18 protein-coding genes are annotated in these 18,838 nt (G+C 65.2%); 7 read left to right on the top strand and 11 right to left on the bottom strand.

The annotated features are described in order from the left end of the window. Positions 1-110 precede the first annotated feature (110 nt). Complete coding sequence (locus tag HWX07_RS29180; RefSeq protein ID WP_175878636.1) at positions 111-500, bottom strand: VOC family protein; 390 nt, start codon at positions 498-500, stop codon at positions 111-113. Positions 501-571: 71 nt separating this feature from the next. On the opposite strand from HWX07_RS29180, the gene HWX07_RS29175 reads away from it, so the two are divergent. Next, the gene (locus HWX07_RS29175; RefSeq protein ID WP_175807838.1) at positions 572-1,549 is read left to right on the top strand and encodes an AraC family transcriptional regulator; all 978 of its coding nucleotides are present in this window, start codon (positions 572-574) and stop codon (positions 1,547-1,549) included. A gap of 90 nt (positions 1,550-1,639) precedes the next feature. Here the strand turns inward: HWX07_RS29175 and gltA are convergent, their stop codons facing one another. The 7 genes from gltA to HWX07_RS29140 all read right to left on the bottom strand — a co-directional run bounded on the left by gltA (position 1,640) and on the right by HWX07_RS29140 (position 7,571). Then, a complete protein-coding gene (gene gltA, locus HWX07_RS29170) occupies positions 1,640-2,941 on the bottom strand; it encodes a citrate synthase (RefSeq protein ID WP_006479350.1) in 1,302 nt (433 codons plus the stop codon). Between the two features lie 66 nt (positions 2,942-3,007). Further along, on the bottom strand, positions 3,008-3,280 hold the full coding sequence (locus HWX07_RS29165) for a succinate dehydrogenase assembly factor 2 (protein WP_011548107.1): 273 nt from the start codon (positions 3,278-3,280) through the stop codon (positions 3,008-3,010). 6 nt (positions 3,281-3,286) lie between these two features. Then, positions 3,287-3,988 (bottom strand): succinate dehydrogenase iron-sulfur subunit, encoded by a 702-nt coding sequence (locus tag HWX07_RS29160; RefSeq protein ID WP_006479352.1) that lies wholly within the window; start codon positions 3,986-3,988, stop codon positions 3,287-3,289. A gap of 21 nt (positions 3,989-4,009) precedes the next feature. After that, positions 4,010-5,785, bottom strand: a complete 1,776-nt coding sequence (gene sdhA, locus HWX07_RS29155) for a succinate dehydrogenase flavoprotein subunit (protein WP_027805663.1) — start codon at positions 5,783-5,785, stop codon at positions 4,010-4,012. Positions 5,786-5,788: 3 nt separating this feature from the next. Then, complete coding sequence (sdhD, locus tag HWX07_RS29150) at positions 5,789-6,157, bottom strand: succinate dehydrogenase, hydrophobic membrane anchor protein (protein WP_006487767.1); 369 nt, start codon at positions 6,155-6,157, stop codon at positions 5,789-5,791. Positions 6,158-6,161: 4 nt separating this feature from the next. Next, a complete protein-coding gene (gene sdhC / locus HWX07_RS29145; RefSeq protein WP_023474464.1) occupies positions 6,162-6,578 on the bottom strand; it encodes a succinate dehydrogenase, cytochrome b556 subunit in 417 nt (138 codons plus the stop codon). Positions 6,579-6,746: 168 nt separating this feature from the next. Then, positions 6,747-7,571 (bottom strand): GntR family transcriptional regulator, encoded by an 825-nt coding sequence (locus tag HWX07_RS29140; protein ID WP_006479356.1) that lies wholly within the window; start codon positions 7,569-7,571, stop codon positions 6,747-6,749. 288 nt (positions 7,572-7,859) lie between these two features. Between HWX07_RS29140 and HWX07_RS29135 the strand changes: the two genes are divergently transcribed. The 5 genes from HWX07_RS29135 to acnA all read left to right on the top strand — a co-directional run bounded on the left by HWX07_RS29135 (position 7,860) and on the right by acnA (position 15,026). Continuing rightward, positions 7,860-8,846 (top strand): malate dehydrogenase, encoded by a 987-nt coding sequence (locus HWX07_RS29135; protein ID WP_006479357.1) that lies wholly within the window; start codon positions 7,860-7,862, stop codon positions 8,844-8,846. A gap of 185 nt (positions 8,847-9,031) precedes the next feature. Next, a complete protein-coding gene (locus tag HWX07_RS29130) occupies positions 9,032-10,039 on the top strand; it encodes an aldolase/citrate lyase family protein (RefSeq protein ID WP_175878794.1) in 1,008 nt (335 codons plus the stop codon). 230 nt (positions 10,040-10,269) lie between these two features. Beyond that, positions 10,270-10,785, top strand: a complete 516-nt coding sequence (locus HWX07_RS29125) for a hypothetical protein (RefSeq protein WP_027805661.1) — start codon at positions 10,270-10,272, stop codon at positions 10,783-10,785. A 19-nt stretch (positions 10,786-10,804) separates the two neighbouring features. Continuing rightward, positions 10,805-12,256: a bifunctional 2-methylcitrate dehydratase/aconitate hydratase gene (locus HWX07_RS29120; protein ID WP_124632538.1), complete on the top strand. Its 1,452-nt coding sequence runs from the start codon at positions 10,805-10,807 to the stop codon at positions 12,254-12,256. A 52-nt stretch (positions 12,257-12,308) separates the two neighbouring features. Next, positions 12,309-15,026 carry an aconitate hydratase AcnA gene (acnA, locus tag HWX07_RS29115; protein WP_175878635.1) on the top strand — a complete coding sequence of 906 codons (2,718 nt, stop codon included), beginning with the start codon at positions 12,309-12,311 and terminating at the stop codon, positions 15,024-15,026. Between the two features lie 178 nt (positions 15,027-15,204). Here acnA and HWX07_RS29110 read toward each other — a convergent pair whose 3' ends face one another. Genes HWX07_RS29110 through HWX07_RS29100 form a run of 3 tightly spaced genes read right to left on the bottom strand, consistent with a single transcriptional unit; the run spans position 15,205 to position 16,396 of the window. Next, a complete protein-coding gene (locus HWX07_RS29110; RefSeq protein WP_175878634.1) occupies positions 15,205-15,645 on the bottom strand; it encodes a DUF1801 domain-containing protein in 441 nt (146 codons plus the stop codon). Further along, a complete protein-coding gene (locus HWX07_RS29105) occupies positions 15,642-16,073 on the bottom strand; it encodes an SRPBCC domain-containing protein (protein WP_175807835.1) in 432 nt (143 codons plus the stop codon). Before HWX07_RS29105 ends, HWX07_RS29110 begins: the two co-directional genes overlap by 4 nt. After that, positions 16,073-16,396: a metalloregulator ArsR/SmtB family transcription factor gene (locus HWX07_RS29100; RefSeq protein ID WP_069230879.1), complete on the bottom strand. Its 324-nt coding sequence runs from the start codon at positions 16,394-16,396 to the stop codon at positions 16,073-16,075. Before HWX07_RS29100 ends, HWX07_RS29105 begins: the two co-directional genes overlap by 1 nt. Positions 16,397-17,043: 647 nt before the next feature. Here HWX07_RS29100 and HWX07_RS29095 point away from each other — a divergent pair. After that, the gene (locus HWX07_RS29095; protein ID WP_175878633.1) at positions 17,044-18,777 is read left to right on the top strand and encodes a S53 family peptidase; all 1,734 of its coding nucleotides are present in this window, start codon (positions 17,044-17,046) and stop codon (positions 18,775-18,777) included. Positions 18,778-18,838: the final 61 nt, after the last annotated feature.

Raw genomic sequence — 18,838 nt, 5'->3', positions numbered from 1 at the left:
CGTCGTCTCCTCGCTGAAGCATGTCGTGATGTGCTGTCAGCGTACGGCCGACACGTGATCACCATCACCACTATCCAGCCAATAATCGATACAATCCTGACAATCTCGTGTCACTCAGGACGATGGCAGACCACGCAGAGCTTGTTGCCATCCGGGTCGCGGAAATAGGCGCCGTAATAGTCGCGGTGATAGTGCGGCCGCAGGCCCGGCGGCCCTTCGCAGGTGCCACCCTGCCGCAGCGCGAGCGCGTGGCAGCGATCGACGTGCGCGCGGGTCGGCGCATCGAATGCGATCGTGTGGCCGTTGCCCGGCTCCGGCGGATGGCCGTCGAGCGGCTTGCCGAAGAAGAACAGCGGCCGCTCGGCGTCTGCCGGCATCCAGCCCGACCAGCCGTCCGGCTCGCGGAATTTCAGGCGCAGCCCGAGTTCCGCGAACAGCGGCGCGTAGAAATCGTAGGCACGCACCGTATCGCCGACACCCACGCAAACATGTGAAAACATGGCATCGCTCCGTCGTGAAGAACGCTCACGATCATGCCACGGCGCGCTGCCCGCTCCCCCCGGAGGCCGCGATGAAACCGCAATACGAGCACGTGACGTTCGCATCCGGCTGTTCGATCCGCGTGTATCACCGCCAGCTCGCGCGCATTCCGTTCGAATGGCATCGCCACCCCGAGTACGAGCTGACGCTGACGCTCAACAGCCGTGGCCAGCGCTTCATCGGCGATCACGTCGCGCGTTACGCGGACGACGATCTCGTGCTCGTGCCGCCGAACCTGCCGCATACGTGGTCGTCGAACGCGCGCATCGATCGCGACGCGCCCGAGGTCGCGCTCGTCGTCTGGTTCGACGGAGACTGGGTGCGGCGGCTGGCCGACTGCTGCCCCGAATACGCGCCGCTGCGCTCGCTGCTGCGGCGTGCGGCGCCGGGCCTGCACTTCGACGTGGAGACGGCCCGCGCGATGCGCGCGCGGCTGCCGCGATTGCTCGATCCGTCGCCGCGCGTGCGGCTCGCGGCCACGCTCGATACGCTCGCCGATCTCGCGGAGGCCGGCGGCGAACCGCTCGCCACCGCGCAGGCGTACGACCGGGCTCACGGCACGCCGTCGCCCGCCGATCCGGCCGCCCCCGAAGCCGAACGCCTCGACCGCGTGCTCGACGCGATCGACCGGCATTTCCACGAACCGCTGCGCATCGACGCCCTCGCCGCTGTCGCGCACCTGTCCGAACGCACACTGCAACGGCTGTTCGTCCGGCATCTCGGCGAAAGCGTCGGCCGCTACGTGCAGCGGCTGCGGCTCGCGCACGCATGTCGCCATCTCGTCGGCACCGACTGGCCGATCGCGACGGTGGCCGCGCGCTGCGGCATTCCGAATACCGCGAACTTCAATCGCCAGTTCCTCGCCGCGCGCGGCACGACGCCCGGCGCGTACCGGCAGTTCTTCAAGCAGCATGGCCATGCACCCGACGGCGATGCGCCCGCGCTCGACACACGGCCACCGTCGCTGGAGCACCGCGCCGGATCGGGCCAACGTCGGCCGTACAAATGAAAACACCCCGACGGACTGACCCGTCGGGGTGTCGTGGCGTGGCGATTGCCCGACGCGAGCGGCCTGCCGGCCGTTCGCGCCACACACGGTTTAACGTGCGTCGATCGGCTTCGCTTCGCGCGGCGTATCGCCGACGAACAGCTGACGCGGACGGCCGATCTTCTGTTCCGGATCCGCGATCATTTCGTTCCACTGCGCGATCCAGCCGACCGTACGTGCCATCGCGAAGATACACGTGAACATCGACGTCGGGATGCCCAGCGCGCGCTGGACGATACCCGAGTAGAAATCGACGTTCGGGTACAGCTTGCGCGACACGAAGTATTCGTCTTCCAGCGCGATCTTCTCGAGCTGCATCGCGAGCTTGAACAGCGGGTCGTCGTGCAGGCCCAGTTCGTTCAGCACTTCGTAGCACGTTTCGCGCATCAGCTTCGCACGCGGATCGTAGTTCTTGTACACGCGGTGACCGAAGCCCATCAGCTTCACGCCCGAATTCTTGTCCTTCACCTGCTTGATGAATTCGGGGATGTTGTCCGGCGAACCGATCTGCTCGAGCATGTTCAGCGCGGCTTCGTTCGCACCACCGTGCGCCGGGCCCCACAGACACGCGATACCGGCCGCGATACACGCGAACGGGTTCGCGCCCGACGAACCGGCCAGGCGGACCGTCGACGTCGATGCGTTCTGCTCGTGATCGGCGTGCAGGATCAGGATACGGTCGAGCGCGCGGACGAGCACGTCGTTGACCTTGTACTCTTCGCACGGGTTCGAGAACATCATGTGCATGAAGTTCGCGCTGTACGACAGCGAGTTCTTCGGATACACGAACGGCTGGCCGATGCTGTACTTGTACGCCATCGCGACGAGCGTCGGCAGCTTCGCGATCATGCGGATCGCCGACACTTCGCGGTGACGCGGGTCGTTGATGTCGAGCGAGTCGTGGTAGAACGCGGACAGCGCGCCGACTGCGGCGACCAGGATCGCCATCGGGTGCGCGTCGCGGCGGAAGCCGCGGAAGAAGAAGTGCATCTGCTCGTGCACCATCGTGTGCTTCGTGACGGTGTCGACGAATTCCTTCTTCTGCGCGGCGTTCGGCAGTTCGCCCTTCAGCAGCAGGTAGCAGCTTTCGAGGAAGTCCGCGTTTTGCGCGAGGTTGTCGATCGGGTAGCCGCGATACAGCAGTTCGCCCTTGTCGCCGTCGATGTACGTGATCGCCGAATTACAAGCTGCCGTCGACATGAAGCCCGGGTCATAAGTGAACTTGCCGGTCTGGCCGTACAGCTTGCGGATGTCGATCACGTCCGGGCCCATCGTGCCCTTGTAGATCGGCAGTTCGACGCTCGGCGAGTTGTCGCTGAACGATAGCGTGGCTTTAACATCAGACGGAGTCATGGCACATCCTCAATCGAAATAAAGAAACGGGATTCGATAACGGGCACAGCGCGTTACACCTTGGCGTTACACGTTGCGCAGCATCTCCAACAGCCTGTGAATGTCCGGGCTGTCTAGGTCGCCCTCTGGTTCCTTGCGCGCGAGGAGCAAGTCCATCAGGTCGTTGTCGCTCAGATCGAGCAGGCGCGACAACGCGCCTACGTCTGCATCGGTGAGGTCATGCTCGTATCTGCCGAAGAACCGTTCGAAAACGATGTCGTTCTCCAGCAGACCCCGCCGCGCGCGCCAGCGAAGGCGCGCGCGGCGGTGCGGGTCGGATTGATGCGAATCGTCGCTCATCAATCTTTATACCGCGCGGCGAACCATCAGTTCCTTGATCTTGCCGATCGCCTTCGTCGGGTTCAGGCCCTTCGGGCAAACGTCGACGCAGTTCATGATCGTGTGGCAACGGAACAGACGGTACGGGTCTTCCAGGTTGTCGAGACGCTCGCCGGTGGCGGTGTCGCGGCTATCCGCGATGAAGCGGTAAGCCTGCAGCAGGCCGGCCGGGCCGACGAACTTGTCCGGGTTCCACCAGAAGCTCGGGCACGACGTCGAGCAGCTCGCGCACAGAATGCACTCGTACACGCCGTCGAGCTCGTCGCGCTCTTCCGGCGACTGGAGGCGTTCCTTCTCCGGCGGCGGCGCGTCGTTGATCAGGTACGGCTTGATCGAGTGGTACTGGTTGAAGAAGTGCGTCATGTCGACGATCAGGTCGCGCACGACCGGCAGGCCCGGCAGCGGACGCAGCACGATCTTCTGCGGCAGGTCGTTCAGGTTCGTCAGGCACGCGAGACCGTTCTTGCCGTTGATGTTCATCGCGTCCGAACCGCACACGCCTTCACGGCACGAACGGCGGAACGACAGCGTCTCGTCCAGTGCCTTCAGCTTGACCAGCGCGTCGAGCAGCATGCGCTCATGCTGGATCTCGAGCTCGTACGTCTGCATGCGCGGCGCTGCGTCCTTGTCCGGATCGTAGCGGTAGACTTCAAAAATGCGTTTTGCCATTTCGGATTCCTTTGACTCGGCTTAGAACGTGCGCGGCTTCGGCGGCACGGATTCGACCGTCAGCGGCTTCATTTGAACCGGCTTGTAGTCGAGGCGATCGCCTTCGCTGTACCACAGCGTGTGGCGCAGCCAGTTGTCGTCGTCGCGGTGTTCGTAGTCGCTGTGTGCGTGTGCACCACGGCTTTCCTTGCGCGCTTCGGCCGACACCATCGTGGCGCGGGCCACTTCGATCAGGTTCTCCAGCTCGAGCGCTTCGACGCGCGCGGTGTTGAACACCTTCGACTTGTCCTTCAGGTGGATGTTTTCCACGCGCGCCTTCAGGTCGGCCATCTGATCGACGCCTTCCTTCAGCAGCGCCGACGTACGGAACACGCCTGCATGCTTCTGCATCGTCGCGCGGATGTCGTTCGCGACGTCCTGCGTGTACTCGCCCGAGCTCGACTTCTCGAGCTTCGCCAGGCGCGCCAGCGAGAATTCGCCTGCGTCAGCCGGCAGCGGCTTGTGTTCCTTCTGGTTCTTCACGTGCTCGACGATGTGGTTGCCGGCCGCACGGCCGAACACCACGAGGTCCAGCAGCGAGTTCGTGCCGAGACGGTTCGCGCCGTGCACCGACACGCACGAGCATTCGCCCACTGCGTAGAAGCCGTTGACCGGCTCCTTGTGATCGCGCGACGTGCCGACGACCTGACCGTGGATGTTGGTCGGGATGCCGCCCATCTGGTAGTGGATCGTCGGGACGACCGGGATCGGTTCCTTGATCGCGTCGACGTTCGCGAACTTCAGCGCGATTTCGCGGATCGACGGCAGACGCTTCATGATCGTCTCGGCGCCGATGTGCGACAGGTCGAGCAGCACGTGATCCTTGTTCGGACCGACGCCGCGACCTTCCTTGATTTCCTGGTCCATCGAACGCGACACGAAGTCACGCGGCGCCAGATCCTTCAGCGTCGGCGCGTAGCGCTCCATGAAGCGCTCGCCGTTCGCGTTGCGCAGGATACCGCCTTCGCCGCGCACGCCTTCGGTGATCAGCACGCCCGCGCCGGCCACGCCGGTCGGGTGAAACTGCCAGAACTCCATGTCCTGCAGCGCGATGCCCGAGCGCGCCGCCATGCCGAGGCCGTCGCCGGTGTTGATGAACGCGTTGGTCGATGCCGCGAAGATTCGGCCTGCACCGCCCGTCGCGAACAGCGTGGTCTTGCCTTCCATGATGTAGACGTCGCCCGTCTCCATCTCGAGGGCCGTCACGCCGAGCACGTCGCCGTCCGCGTCGCGGATCAGGTCAAGCGCCATCCATTCGACGAAGAACTGCGTCTTCGCTTCGACGTTCTGCTGGTACAGCGTGTGCAGCAGCGCGTGACCGGTACGGTCGGCGGCCGCGCAAGCGCGCTGGACCGGCTTCTCGCCGTAGTTCGCGGTATGGCCGCCGAACGGGCGCTGGTAGATCGTGCCGTCCGCGTTGCGGTCGAAAGGCATGCCGAAGTGCTCGAGTTCGTACACGACGTTCGGCGCTTCACGGCACATGAACTCGATCGCGTCCTGGTCGCCGAGCCAGTCGGAGCCCTTGATCGTGTCGTAGAAGTGGTAGTGCCAGTTGTCTTCGCTCATGTTGCCGAGCGACGCGCCGATACCGCCCTGCGCGGCCACCGTGTGCGAACGCGTCGGGAACACCTTCGACAGCACGCCGACCGACAGGCCCGCGCGCGACAGTTGCAGCGCTGCGCGCAAGCCGGAGCCGCCTGCGCCGACGATCACGACGTCAAACTTGCGGCGCGGGAGGGAAGTTTTGATTGCAGCCATTCTTTACACTCTCCAGAGAATCTGCGCGGCGTAGCCCGCACATGCGAGCAGCCAGACGATGGTCAGCGATTGCAGCAGCAGGCGCACACCGACGGGCTTCACGTAGTCCATCCAGATGTCGCGCACGCCGACCCATGCGTGGTAGAAGAGGGAAAGCAGCATCACGAAGGTCGCGAGCTTCATCCATTGCGCGGCGAAGATCGATGCCCAGCCTTCGTACGAGAAATCGTGCGCGCCGAAGAACAGGACGAGCAGAATGACCGTGTAGACCGCCATGATCGTGGCGGTGACGCGCTGCGCGAGCCAGTCGCGCAGGCCGTAGTGTGCGCCGACGACGAGGCGCTTCGAGCCGATTCGGTTGTTGGCTGCCATTTTCTTAGAATGCTCCGAACAGTTTGAGTGCCATGGCGATCGTCAGCGCGATCGAGACGACAAAGACGACGACTGCCGTCCGCTTGCCGCCTTCCTTCGTGACGGCGTCGTGGTTGACGTCCATCAGCAGGTGGCGAATGCCGGCGCAGAAATGGTGGAAGAAGGCCCACGACAACGCGAGGACGATCAGCTTGACGACGATGTTGGAGAGGAAAGCCTTGAAGACTTCGAAGCTGAGCTCGGAGGTGAGGCTCTGGTCGAAGAGGAACAGCAGGAACGGCAGGAACAGGAACAGCAGCGCGCCGCTGATACGATGGAGAATCGACAATATCGCGGCCAGCGGCATGCGATATTTCAACGTGATGTCGCCGATTCCGATGTTCCGGTATTCCGGCCTCGGCTTTCTTACTGCGTCAGTCATGCTAGACCCCTACTATGTTGTCACACTAATCCGCGATTTTAGCGCCTTTTTATATCGCGCTGCAGCGAAAGTCTGCTCTGGATAATTGCGCGAACAAGAACAAAGGCGGCCCGAAACGTGCTTCGCGAGCGTGGGAAACGCGAATGCACGCGGCTGAGCCAAACGTCGTCAGCTCAAGTCATTCTGATAGTAATACCCGGTTGTGACATACCAGCCCCGACGCACTTCCACCGGCCGGTCCCCGTACGTATAGGACACGCGCTCGACCGACAGCAACGGGAACCCCGCCGGCACGTGCAGCAGGTCGGCCACCGCCGGGTCGGCCGCCACCGCGCGGATCTTCTCCGTCGCGCGGATCATCCGCGTACCGAACTCCGTCTCGAACATCGCGTAGAGCGGCCCCTTGTACTCGCTCAGCCGCTCGAACGTGAGGCCGCGGAACATCGCGCCCGGCAGCCAGATCTCGTCGAGCACCGTCACTTCGCTGTCGAATTCCAGCAGGCGGCGCACCTGCACGACGGGATCGGCGGGCTTCAGGTCGAGCTGCCGCGCGATCTCCGCCGGCGCACGCAGGCGCCGGCATTCGAGCAGGCGGCTCACGTGCGGGTGCTCGGCGCCGTCGTCGGCCAGCAGACGCAGAAAGCGGAACTGCGCGCGATCTTCGTTGTGCGTTGCAACAAAAGTGCCCTTGCCCTGCCGCCGGACCACGAGGTTTTCGGCGGCCAGTTCGTCGATCGCCTTGCGCACGGTGCCCTGGCTGACCTTGTAACGGGCCGCGAGCTCCACTTCGCTGGGGATGATCTCGCCCGGCTTCCATTCGCCGGATTCGAGACTTTGCGTGATCAATGACTTGATCTGCTGGTATAACGGGCTGAACGTCGGCGACGCGGAGGCCGCGGGCGAGGCTGCGGGATCGCCCGCGCCCGGCTGCCCTGGGCCGCCTGCGCCGGTCTGATTCGCGGTGTTCGCCTGGTTCGATGTCATGGCGCGCATTTCATCACAAACCGCACTTTTTCGTCCACTCAATTTCCGCAAAACATCTGTCTTATATAAGACATATGATACCGTTTGACTTTGCGCCTGACGGCTCCTACACTCCCGGTCGAGCAAGGGTTCGCGGGTGCAACAGCGCGTCCCCGGCTACGTGCCACGGCCGTCTCCAGGTTCACCGCGTCTGCCATCGCGAGTCCTCCGCCCTGCTTCAATGCAACGCTACGCACAACGCGCATAGAATGGCGTTTTCGCTCGCGTCCAACGCTTCACCCGTCCTGGAGATTTTCAATGGCTAAGCCCGCAAAGCGCGTTGCCGTCACCGGCGCCGCAGGTCAAATCGCTTACTCCCTGCTGTTCCGCATCGCGAACGGCGACCTGCTCGGCAAGGACCAGCCGGTCATCCTGCAACTGCTCGACCTCCCGCAAGCCCAAGGCGCCGTCAAGGGCGTCGTGATGGAACTCGACGACTGCGCGTTCCCGCTGCTCGCCGGCGTCGTGATCACCGACGATCCGAAGGTTGCATTCAAGGATGCAGACGTCGCGCTGCTGGTCGGTGCACGTCCGCGCTCGAAGGGCATGGAGCGCAAGGACCTGCTGTCGGCGAACGCCGAAATCTTCACGGTTCAGGGCGCTGCGCTGAACGAAGTCGCGAGCCGCGACGTGAAGGTGCTGGTCGTCGGCAACCCGGCGAACACGAACGCGTACATCGCGATGAAGTCGGCGCCGGATCTGCCGAAGAAGAACTTCACGGCCATGCTGCGCCTCGACCACAACCGCGCGCTGTCGCAGCTCGCCGCCAAGTCGGGCAAGCCGGTCGCGTCGATCGAGAAGCTCGCCGTGTGGGGTAACCACTCGCCGACGATGTACCCGGATTTCCGCTTCGCGACCGCCGAAGGCGAATCGCTGCTGAAGCTGATCAACGACGACGTGTGGAACCGCGACACGTTCATCCCGACCGTCGGCAAGCGCGGCGCGGCGATCATCGAAGCGCGCGGCCTGTCGTCGGCGGCGTCGGCAGCCAACGCGGCGATCGACCACGTCCGTGACTGGGTGCTCGGCACGAACGGCAAGTGGGTCACGATGGGCATCCCGTCGGACGGCTCGTACGGCATCCCCGAAGACATCATCTACGGCGTGCCGGTCACCTGCGAAAACGGCGAATACAAGCGCGTCGAAGGCCTGGAAATCGACGCGTTCTCGCGCGAGAAGATGGACGGCACGCTGGCCGAGCTGCTCGAAGAGCGCGATGGCGTCGCCCACCTGCTGAAGAACTAAGCATCACGCATCGCGCCGGGCGGCCTTCGGGGCGCCTGGCTTCGGCACGGGCCGGCACGCCGCCGGCCCGTGCCGGCCGATCCGATCCGCGCACGTTTTGCCGCCCCGCGCCCGCCGCGCACCGGCCCAGAACCTGCCCGAATCCGATTTTCTCCACGTTGACCCGCTCCCCTGACGTAGACGAGATGGCCGCGCTCACTCCTGCACAAGTGCTGTACGACGGGGCGTCCCCGCCCGCGATCCTGCCCTGCTGCGATCACTACGCGGGCAGCGAGAAGCTGATGCGCAAGTCGCTCGCGCTGCAGGCCGAGCTGGGCCCCGTGTTCGACCTCACGCTCGACTGCGAGGACGGCGCGGCCGTCGGCCAGGAAGCCGCCCACGCGGCGCTCGTCGCCGATCTGCTCGGCAGCGCCGAGAACCGCTTCGGCCGCGTCGGCGTCCGTATCCACGACTTTTCCCACCCGCACTGGCGCGACGACGTGCGCATCGTGCTGCGTGCGTCACGCGCACCCGCCTACGTCACGCTGCCGAAGATCGCGAACGCCGCCGACGCGGCCGAAATGACCGCGTTCATCGAAGGCACACGCCGCGAACTCGGCATCGCGCAGCCGATCCCGGTCGACGTGCTGATCGAGACGCACGGCGCGCTCGCGCAGGCGGCCGCTCTCGCCGCGCTGCCGACGGTCGGCACGCTGAGCTTCGGGCTGATGGATTTCGTCTCCGCGCACCATGGCGCGATCCCCGATTCCGCGATGCGCTCGCCCGGCCAGTTCGACCACCCGCTCGTGCGCCGCGCGAAGCTGGAAATCGCCGCGGCCTGTCATGCGCACGGCAAGACGCCGTCGCACAACGTGACGACCGAGGTGCGCGACATGAGCGTCGTCGCCGGCGATGCTCGCCGCGCGCGCGACGAATTCGCCTTCACGCGGATGTGGAGCATCCATCCCGCGCAGATCCGCCCGATCGTCGACGCCTTCGCGCCGCGCACCGACGAAGTCACGCTGGCCGCCGAGATCCTGCTCGCCGCGCAAGCTGCCGACTGGGGCCCGACGCGCCACGGTGATACGCTGCACGATCGCGCGAGTTACCGTTATTACTGGTCGGTGCTGCGCCGTGCGCGCGCCACCGGCCAGCCCGTACCGGGAGAGGCCGCGCCGCTGTTCGGCCCGGCCGCCGCGGGCGCCGCGCCTTGAGGGCGCGCCGCCGGCCGATACACGCGTTTCATGCATTCGCCGGGACGCAAGCCGGACAGAGGTTTGCGAAACGACAAAAAACGTAACGGAGCCCGAAAACCTGATATATGCGCGGCCAAATAGGTGAAAATAGCGGCCGCTGCGCGCTTTCGGGGCGCGTGCAGTTTCAAACCGGCCGGCAGTTTCGATTGCCGGCCCTTGTCAACTGATTATCGAAAGGTTCTGACTCCATGAAGAAACTCCTGATCGCTACCGCCATCGGCGCCTTGTCCGCCACGATGCTGGTGTCGGCTCCGAGCGCGTTTGCCCAGGGTACGGCCACCACGACCGCGAAGAAGGCCACGGCCAAGCGCCCGGCGCCGGCCAAGCGCATCATCCCGCGCAGCAAGAAGGCGCAGGCGCGCGCAGCCGCCAAGGTCGATCCGGTACCGGACGGCGCGGTCAAGTGGTCCTGTAAGGAAGGTCTGTCGTTCGACCTCGCCGGCGACATGAAGCGCGACCAGGTCGTCACGGTTCACTGGGCGAAGAAGAACTACAAGCTGCCGCGTCAGGCCACGACGACGGGCGCCGACACGTTCTACGATCCGGCAGCCGGCTTCAAGCTGGTCGTGATTCCGACCAAGGCGATGCTGTTCTCCGACGCGAACGGCGGCGAGCGTCTCGCGGACGAATGCGTGACGCCGGAAATGGCACAGGGCAACGCAGCGCCGACGCAGTCGAACGAGCTGAAGCCGGCCGCGAACTAAGCGTCCTCCCGGCCCCTCGATGTCCGCCCCGGTCTCCAACGTCCGCCCCGCGCCGGATTCGGTACTCGTCGACATCGTCGACTACGTGCTGAACACCGGCATCGACAGCGCGCTCGCGCTGGAGACGGCGCGTCATTGCCTGATCGACACGCTCGGATGCGGACTCGAGGCGCTGTCCTACCCTGCCTGCACCAAGCTGCTCGGCCCCGTCGTGCCCGGCACGATCGTGCCGAACGGCGCGAAGGTGCCGGGCACGTCCTTCCAGCTGGATCCCGTCCAGGCCGCGTTCGGCATCGGCGCGATGATCCGCTGGCTGGACTTCAACGACACCTGGCTCGCCGCCGAATGGGGTCATCCGTCCGACAACCTCGGCGGGATCCTGGCGACGGCAGACTGGCTCTCCCGCACGGCCCGCGCGGCCGGCCGGAAGCCGCTCGCGATGCGCGACGTGCTGGTCGCGATGATCCAGGCCCACGAGATCCAGGGCTGCCTCGCTCTCGAGAATTCGTTCAACGCGGTCGGGCTCGACCACGTGCTGCTCGTGAAGGTCGCATCGACGGCCGTCGTCGGGCGCCTGCTCGGGCTCACGCGCGACGAGCTGATCAACGCGGTCTCCAACGCATTCGTCGACGGCCACGCGCTGCGTACCTACCGCCATGCGCCGAACACCGGTTCGCGCAAATCGTGGGCGGCCGGCGACGCGACGTCCCGCGCGGTGCGCCTCGCGCTGATCGCGAAAACGGGTGAAATGGGCTATCCGTCGGCGCTCACCGCCAAAACCTGGGGCTTCTACGACGTGCTGTTCGACGGCAAGCCGTTCCGCTTCCAGCGCCCGTACGGCACGTACGTGATGGAAAACGTGCTGTTCAAGATCGCATTCCCCGCCGAATTCCATGCGCAGACGGCCGCCGAGGCCGCGCTGCAGCTGCACGCGCAGCTCGCCGCGGCGGGCCGCACCACCGACGACATCAGCCGGATCACGATCCGCACGCACGCGGCCGCGATCCGCATCATCGACAAGCAGGGCCCGCTCGCCAATCCGGCCGACCGCGACCACTGCATCCAGTACATGGTCGCCGTGCCGCTGCTGTTCGGCCGGCTGACGGCAGCCGACTACGAAGACTCGGCCGCGGCGGACCCGCGCATCGACGCGCTGCGCGCGAAAACCGTGTGCGTCGAGGATCCGCAGTTCACGAAGGATTACCACGATCCGGACAAGCGATCGATCGCGAATGCGCTGACGATCGCGTTCACGGACGGATCGAAGCTTGCCGAAGTGGCGGTCGAGTATCCGCTCGGCCACCGGCGGCGCCGCGCCGAAGGCGTTCCGCTCCTGGTCGAGAAGTTCAGGACCAACCTCGCCCGCCGCTTTCCGGCCAAGCAGCAACAAGCGATTCTCGACGTGTCGCTGGACCAGGCAAAGCTCGAAGCGATGCCGGTCGATGAGTACGTCGACTTGTATGTGATATAGCCGTCATCTACAGGACTCTTTGTTTCCTAGCCTTAAACCCAGGAAAATCACCATGGCCCACAATCTCCACAAGACCCTCAAGGAATTCGACAGCGGTTCCGGCAAAGGCAAGTTCTACTCGCTGCCGCAGCTCGGCAAGGAACTGAAGACGAAGATCGAACGCCTGCCGGTGTCGATCCGCATCGTGCTCGAGTCCGTGCTGCGCAACTACGACGGCAAGAAGATCACCGAAGAGCACATCGAGCAGCTCGCGAACTGGAAGCCGACCGCGAAGCGCGTCGACGAGATTCCGTTCGTCGTGTCGCGCGTCGTGCTGCAGGATTTCACGGGCGTGCCGCTGCTCGCCGACATCGCGGCCATGCGCGGCGTCGCCGAGCGTACGGGCAAGAACCCGAAGAAGATCGAACCGCTGGTCCCGGTCGATCTCGTCGTCGATCACTCGGTCCAGATCGACTACTTCCGCCAGAAGGACGCGCTCGACCTGAACATGAAGCTGGAATTCCAGCGCAACAACGAGCGCTACCAGTTCATGAAGTGGGGCATGCAGGCGTTCGACACGTTCAAGGTCGTGCCGCCGGGCGTGGGCATCGTCCACCAGGTGAACCTCGAATACCTCGCGCGCGGCGTCCACAAGAAGACGGACGGCGCCGACACCGTGTACTACCCGGATACTCTCGTCGGCACGGACAGCCACACGACGATGATCAACGGCATCGGCGTGGTCGGCTGGGGCGTGGGCGGCATCGAGGCGGAAGCGGGTATGCTCGGCCAGCCGGTGTACTTCCTGACGCCGGACGTCGTCGGTGTCGAGCTGAAGGGCAAGCTGCGCGAAGGCGTGACGGCCACCGACCTGGTGCTGACGATCACCGAAATGCTGCGCAAGGAGAAGGTCGTCGGCAAGTTCGTCGAATTCTTCGGCGAAGGCACGCGCTCGCTGTCGCTGCCGGACCGCGCGACGATCGGCAACATGGCGCCGGAATACGGCGCGACGATGGGCTTCTTCCCGGTCGACGAAAAGACGATCGACTACTTCGAAGGCACGGGCCGCACGAAGGCCGAAATCGCCGCGTTCGAAAACTACTTCAAGGCGCAGAACCTGTTCGGCATCCCGAAGGCCGGCGACATCGACTACACGAAGACGGTGATGCTCGACCTCGCGACGGTCGCCCCGTCGCTGGCCGGCCCGAAGCGCCCGCAGGACCGCATCGAGATCGGTCACGTCAAGTCGACGTTCACCGACCTGTTCTCGAAGCCGGTCGCGGAAAACGGCTTCGCGAAGAAGGCGGAAGACCTCAACACGCAATACACGACGAGCAACGGCGTCGACGTGAAGAACGGCGACGTGCTGATCGCCGCGATCACGTCGTGCACGAACACGTCGAACCCGAGCGTGCTGCTGGCCGCCGGCCTGCTCGCGAAGAAGGCGGTCGAGGCCGGCCTCACGGTCGATCCGAAGATCAAGACGTCGCTCGCGCCGGGATCGCGCATCGTCACCGAGTACCTGACGAAGACGGGCCTGCTGCCCTACCTGTCGAAGCTCGGCTTCGAAGTCGCGGCGTACGGCTGCACGACCTGTATCGGCAACGCGGGCGACCTGACGCCGGAACTGAACGAAGCAATCACGAAGAACGACATCGTCGCGGCGGCCGTGCTGTCCGGCAACCGTAACTTCGAAGCGCGTATCCACCCGAACATCCGCGCGAACTTCCTCGCGTCGCCGCCGCTCGTCGTCGCGTACGCGATCGCCGGCAACATCACGCGCGACCTGATGACCGAGCCGGTCGGCAAGGGCAAGGGCGGCCGCGACATCTACCTCGGCGACATCTGGCCGACGAGCGAAGAAATCCACGCGCTGCTCAAGTTCGCGCTCGATCCGAAGAAGTTCGAGGACAACTACTCGAAGCTGACCAAGAAAGGCGACCTCTGGAGCAAGATCGAGGGCGAATCGGGCGAGGTCTACGACTGGCCGAAGTCGACGTACATCGCCGAGCCGCCGTTCTTCGGCAACGACTTCTCGATGGAACCGGCTGCATCGATCCCGACGGTCAAGGGCGCGCGCGCGCTGGGCATCTTCGGCGACTCGGTCACGACCGACCACATCAGCCCGGCAGGCTCGATCAAGGAAGACTCGCCGGCAGGCAAGTGGCTGAAGGAAAACGGCGTGCAGAAGGCCGACTTCAACAGCTACGGCTCGCGCCGCGGCAACCACGACGTGATGATGCGCGGCACGTTCGCGAACGTCCGGATCAAGAACCTGATGATCCCGCCGAAGGCGGACGGCACGCGCGTCGAAGGCGGCCTGACGATCCACCAGCCGAGCGGCGAACAGCAGTCGATCTACGACGCAGCGATGCAGTACGTCGCAGCCGGCACGCCGACCGTCGTGTTCGCGGGCGAAGAGTACGGCACGGGCTCGTCGCGCGACTGGGCCGCGAAGGGCACGCAACTGCTCGGCGTGAAGGCCGTGATCGCACGCAGCTTCGAGCGCATCCACCGCTCGAACCTAGTCGGCATGGGCGTGCTGCCGCTGCAGTTCAAGGGCGCGGACAGCGTGCAGTCGCTCGGCATCACCGGCGAAGAGACGTACGACATCGAAGGCCTCGGCGACGACTTCAAGCCGCAGCAGGACGTCACGCTCGTGATCCATCGCAAGAACGGCGAAACGCAGCGCGTGCCGGTGCTGCTGCGCATCGATACGCCGATCGAAGTCGACTACTACAAGCACGGCGGGATCCTGCCGTTCGTGCTGCGCTCGCTGCTCGCAGCGTAAGCAAGCAGCCATTTGCAGGTGCCGCAGCCGCCTCGCGGGCGGTTGCGGCCGATTTGGATGCCCGACCTCGTGTCGGGCTTTTTTTCGCCTGCCGCTCGGTTGGCGCGCGGCGTAGCGCCGACCGCGCGGCAGCGCCCCGCTCTCGCCGAACGTCACCGGCCGGTATCCGGCTCGCGCGTCACGCCGCCTTGCTGCTTCGCACCTTCGCGCCCGCCGAGGAACCCGATCGCGCGTTCTTCTTCAGATGCGTGCGGTTGTATTCGATCGCCGCGCGCACGAGGTTTTTCAACGCCCGCTTGTCGATCTTGTCGCCTTCGAAGAAATCGATCGCGCGCCGCGCATTGCCTTCGAGACCGTCGTTGAACAGCTGGCCGGGATCGGGCAATTTCGCGCCGTGCATGAAGGTCAGCTTCACCTTGCCCTTGTGCGCGTTCGCGACCGCGATCATCCCGTCGCACGACCACACGGGGCTGCCCATCCACTTCCATTCCTCGACGATGCCTTCGTCCGCCGCGAGAATCGTCTGGCGGAGCTCGGCGAACGTCTTGCCGCGCCAGTCGACGATGCCTGCAATCAGCGCATCGATGCGCTCGGACGGCGTGAGGTCCGTTGAGCTCATGCGCGGGTCTCCGTTTGCGCGTCGGGGCGCGACAGCACCTGTTCGAGCGATTCGAAGAACCGTACCCAGCCGTGCTGCGCACCGCGGTACGCCTGCTCCTGATCCGCGCGGAAGCCGACCTGTTCCATGCGCAGGTGCGTGCCGGCCGGCGTCGGCGTGAGCGTCCACGTCACGACGCTTTCAAGGCCGTGGGCCGCCCACGTATAGGACAGCGTGCGGTGCGGCTCGATCGCCAGCACCGTACAGTCGACCGAGCCCCAGTCCGCGCGAAAGCTGAACGCACGGCCCGCGACGGGCTCGAAGTCACTCTTCATCAGCCACGCCTCGATCAGGTGCGGTTGCGTGAGCGCGCGCCAGATCTTCTCCGGCGGATGCGGCAGCTCCCGGTCGACGACGACGGAGCGCGTTTCGGTAGAGGCTTGGTTCATTACTGATCCATCCTTTTGAGCAGATCTTCGAGGGCATCGAACCGGCTCTGCCAGAAGCCTGCCATCTGGCTCGTCCAGTCGATCAACGGGGCCAGCGCCTGTGGCTGCGCGCTGTAGTGCGTCTGCCGGCCTTCGTGACGGTCGTTCACGAGCCCGGCCTGCTTCAGTACGCCAAGGTGCTTCGACACGGCCGGCTGCGATACGCCCGCGTGGGCGGTCAGCGCGGCAACCGTCAGCTCGCCCTCCGCGCACAGCCGCTCGAAGAGCGCACGGCGCGTGGGATCGGCGAGTGTCCGGAACAGCGTGTCGTGAGCGTTTTGCATATCGTCCAAAATCCATAACCGGTTGGTTATGGATTGAAGGATATCCGCTAATCGGCGCGCGTCAAGGCGGAATTTCGCGAACGACATCGTTCGATCGTGCGCGACCGGCGCGTGCGTCGCAGCGGCTCGCGTCGGCGCCCGATTCGAACATTTCCTCTAATCCGCAATTGCGGCACACGATCCGAAAGCAGCCTGCAAGACTGGCCGATGCGCTGTTCCACAGTTCGGGAAACGTTCGGGTTCGGCCGGCCCCGTTCTTGTGCCTGCGCGAAGCCGTTCCTGACGAGTGGCTTCCAATGACCACATAGTGCGATACGGCGCTCGGTCATTGACACGCAAACGTCATGCATCCACGCGGCCCTCCCCTCCACGAACGCGCACATTCCAACGCTGCAACGAACGACTCGTGCGTGTGAGCGACGCGCGTCGCCGCACCGTCGTACCGCGAACCGGTTCCGGCCTTCGGGCTCGCCCTTGTCGGCATGTACGACGCCGTGCGCGCACTCATGCGCCCCCGTTGTCAGAACTGACAGCTATGGAAAATGGCAGCTACCCGATGCGCACCGACGCCCTACGCTCGTCACCGCTCGCGGCCCCACAAGGGCCGGGGGTTCCAGTAACGTCGCCTCTCCTAAAAAGGACTCCCGATGAAAAGGAACGCCTGGTTTGCCCTTCCCCTTCCGTCGCCCCGCCGCCTCGCGTGCGTGGCACCGCTCGTGTTCGCCGCCGCAACGGCGCACGCGGCGACGGATTGGGTCGATACTCATACGAAGGCCTTTCTGACCGGCCCGCAGTTGATGGCGCGCAGTGCGGCGCCATCGCTCGAACTCGCGGCCGGTGAGACGACCAACGTCGTCGTCAGCCTGAAGCTGCGCAACGCCGCGCAGCTCAAGCAGCTGGCGCGCGACGTGAACCGGCCCGGCAGCGCGCATTACCGCCAGTACCTGACGCATGAGCAGTTCTTAGCGAACTACGCGCCGACCGATGCGCAGGTGCAGTCGGTCGTCGACTATCTGCACAAGAGCGGCTTCACGAATGTCGAAGTCGCGCCGAACCGGCTGCTGGTCTCCGCCAGCGGCACGGCTGGCACGGTGAAGGCCGCGTTCAACACGTCGCTCGTGCACTTCGAGTACGCGGGCCGCTCGGGCTTCGCCAACACGTCGACCGCGCAGGTGCCGCGTGCGCTCGGCGACGTCGTCGGCTCGGTGCTCGGGCTGCAAAGTGTCGCGCACGCACGGCCGCTGCTGCGCATCGGCAACGTGGCGAAGCCGCTGGCGCTCGCCGCCGGCACGGCGACGGGCCACTATCCGAAGGAATTCCCGGGCCTCTACAACGCGACCGTCGTGCCGACCGCAGCCGGCGTGACCGTCGGCATCATCACGATCGGCGGCGTATCGCAGACGCTGCAGGATCTGAAGCAGTTCACGTCGAGCAACGGCTACGGCACGGTGTCGACGCAGACCGTCAAGACCAACGGCACCGGCGGCAGCTACAGCGACGACCAGGACGGACAGGGCGAATGGGATCTCGACAGCCAGTCGATCGTCGGCTCGGCCGGCGGCCAGGTCGGCAAGCTGGTGTTCTACATGGCGGACCTGAACGCCTCCGGCAACACGGGCCTCACGCAGGCATTCAACCGTGCGGTGTCGGACAACACCGCGAAGGTGATCAACGTGTCGCTCGGCTGGTGCGAAACCGATGCGGACGCGGACGGCACGCTCGACGCCGAGGAGCAGATCTTCACGACGGCAGCCGCGCAAGGCCAGACGTTCTCGGTATCGTCGGGCGACGAAGGCGTGTACGAGTGCAACAACCGCGGCTATCCGGACGGCTCGAACTACACGGTGTCGTGGCCGGCTTCGTCGCCGCACGTGCTCGCGATCGGCGGCACGACGCTCTACACGACGTCGTCCGGCGCGTTCTCGAACGAGACGGTGTGGAACGAAGGGCTCGATTCGAACGGCAAGCTGTGGGCGACTGGCGGCGGCGTCAGCACGATCCTGCCCGCGCCGTCGTGGCAGTCGGGCAGCAATCGCCGGTTGCCGGACGTCGCGTTCGATGCCGCGCAAAGCACGGGCGCGTACATCTACAACTACGGCCAGTTGCAGCAGATCGGCGGCACGAGCCTCGCCGCGCCGATCTTCACGGGCTTCTGGGCACGACTGCTCGCGGCGAACGGCACGGGTCTCGGCTTCCCGGCCGGCAACTTCTATGCGGACATTCCGTCGCATTCGTCGCTCGTGCGCTACGACGTCGTGTCGGGCAACAACGGCTATCAGGGGTATGGCTACAAGGCCGGCACCGGCTGGGATCTGACGACCGGCTTCGGCAGCCTGAACATCGCGAACCTCAACCAGCTGATCAAGTCGGGCGGGTTCTGAGCGAAGCGTGAAGGCCGGTGCGCGGCGATGGCCTGCCGCGCGCCGGTGGTGAGCATCCCGT

The sequence above is a fragment of the Burkholderia sp. BCC0097 genome, from assembly GCF_902832985.1.
Classification (GTDB): domain Bacteria; phylum Pseudomonadota; class Gammaproteobacteria; order Burkholderiales; family Burkholderiaceae; genus Burkholderia; species Burkholderia orbicola.
Note: the sequence above shows the minus strand (reverse complement) of the source record. Positions and strands in the feature narration are given on the sequence as shown.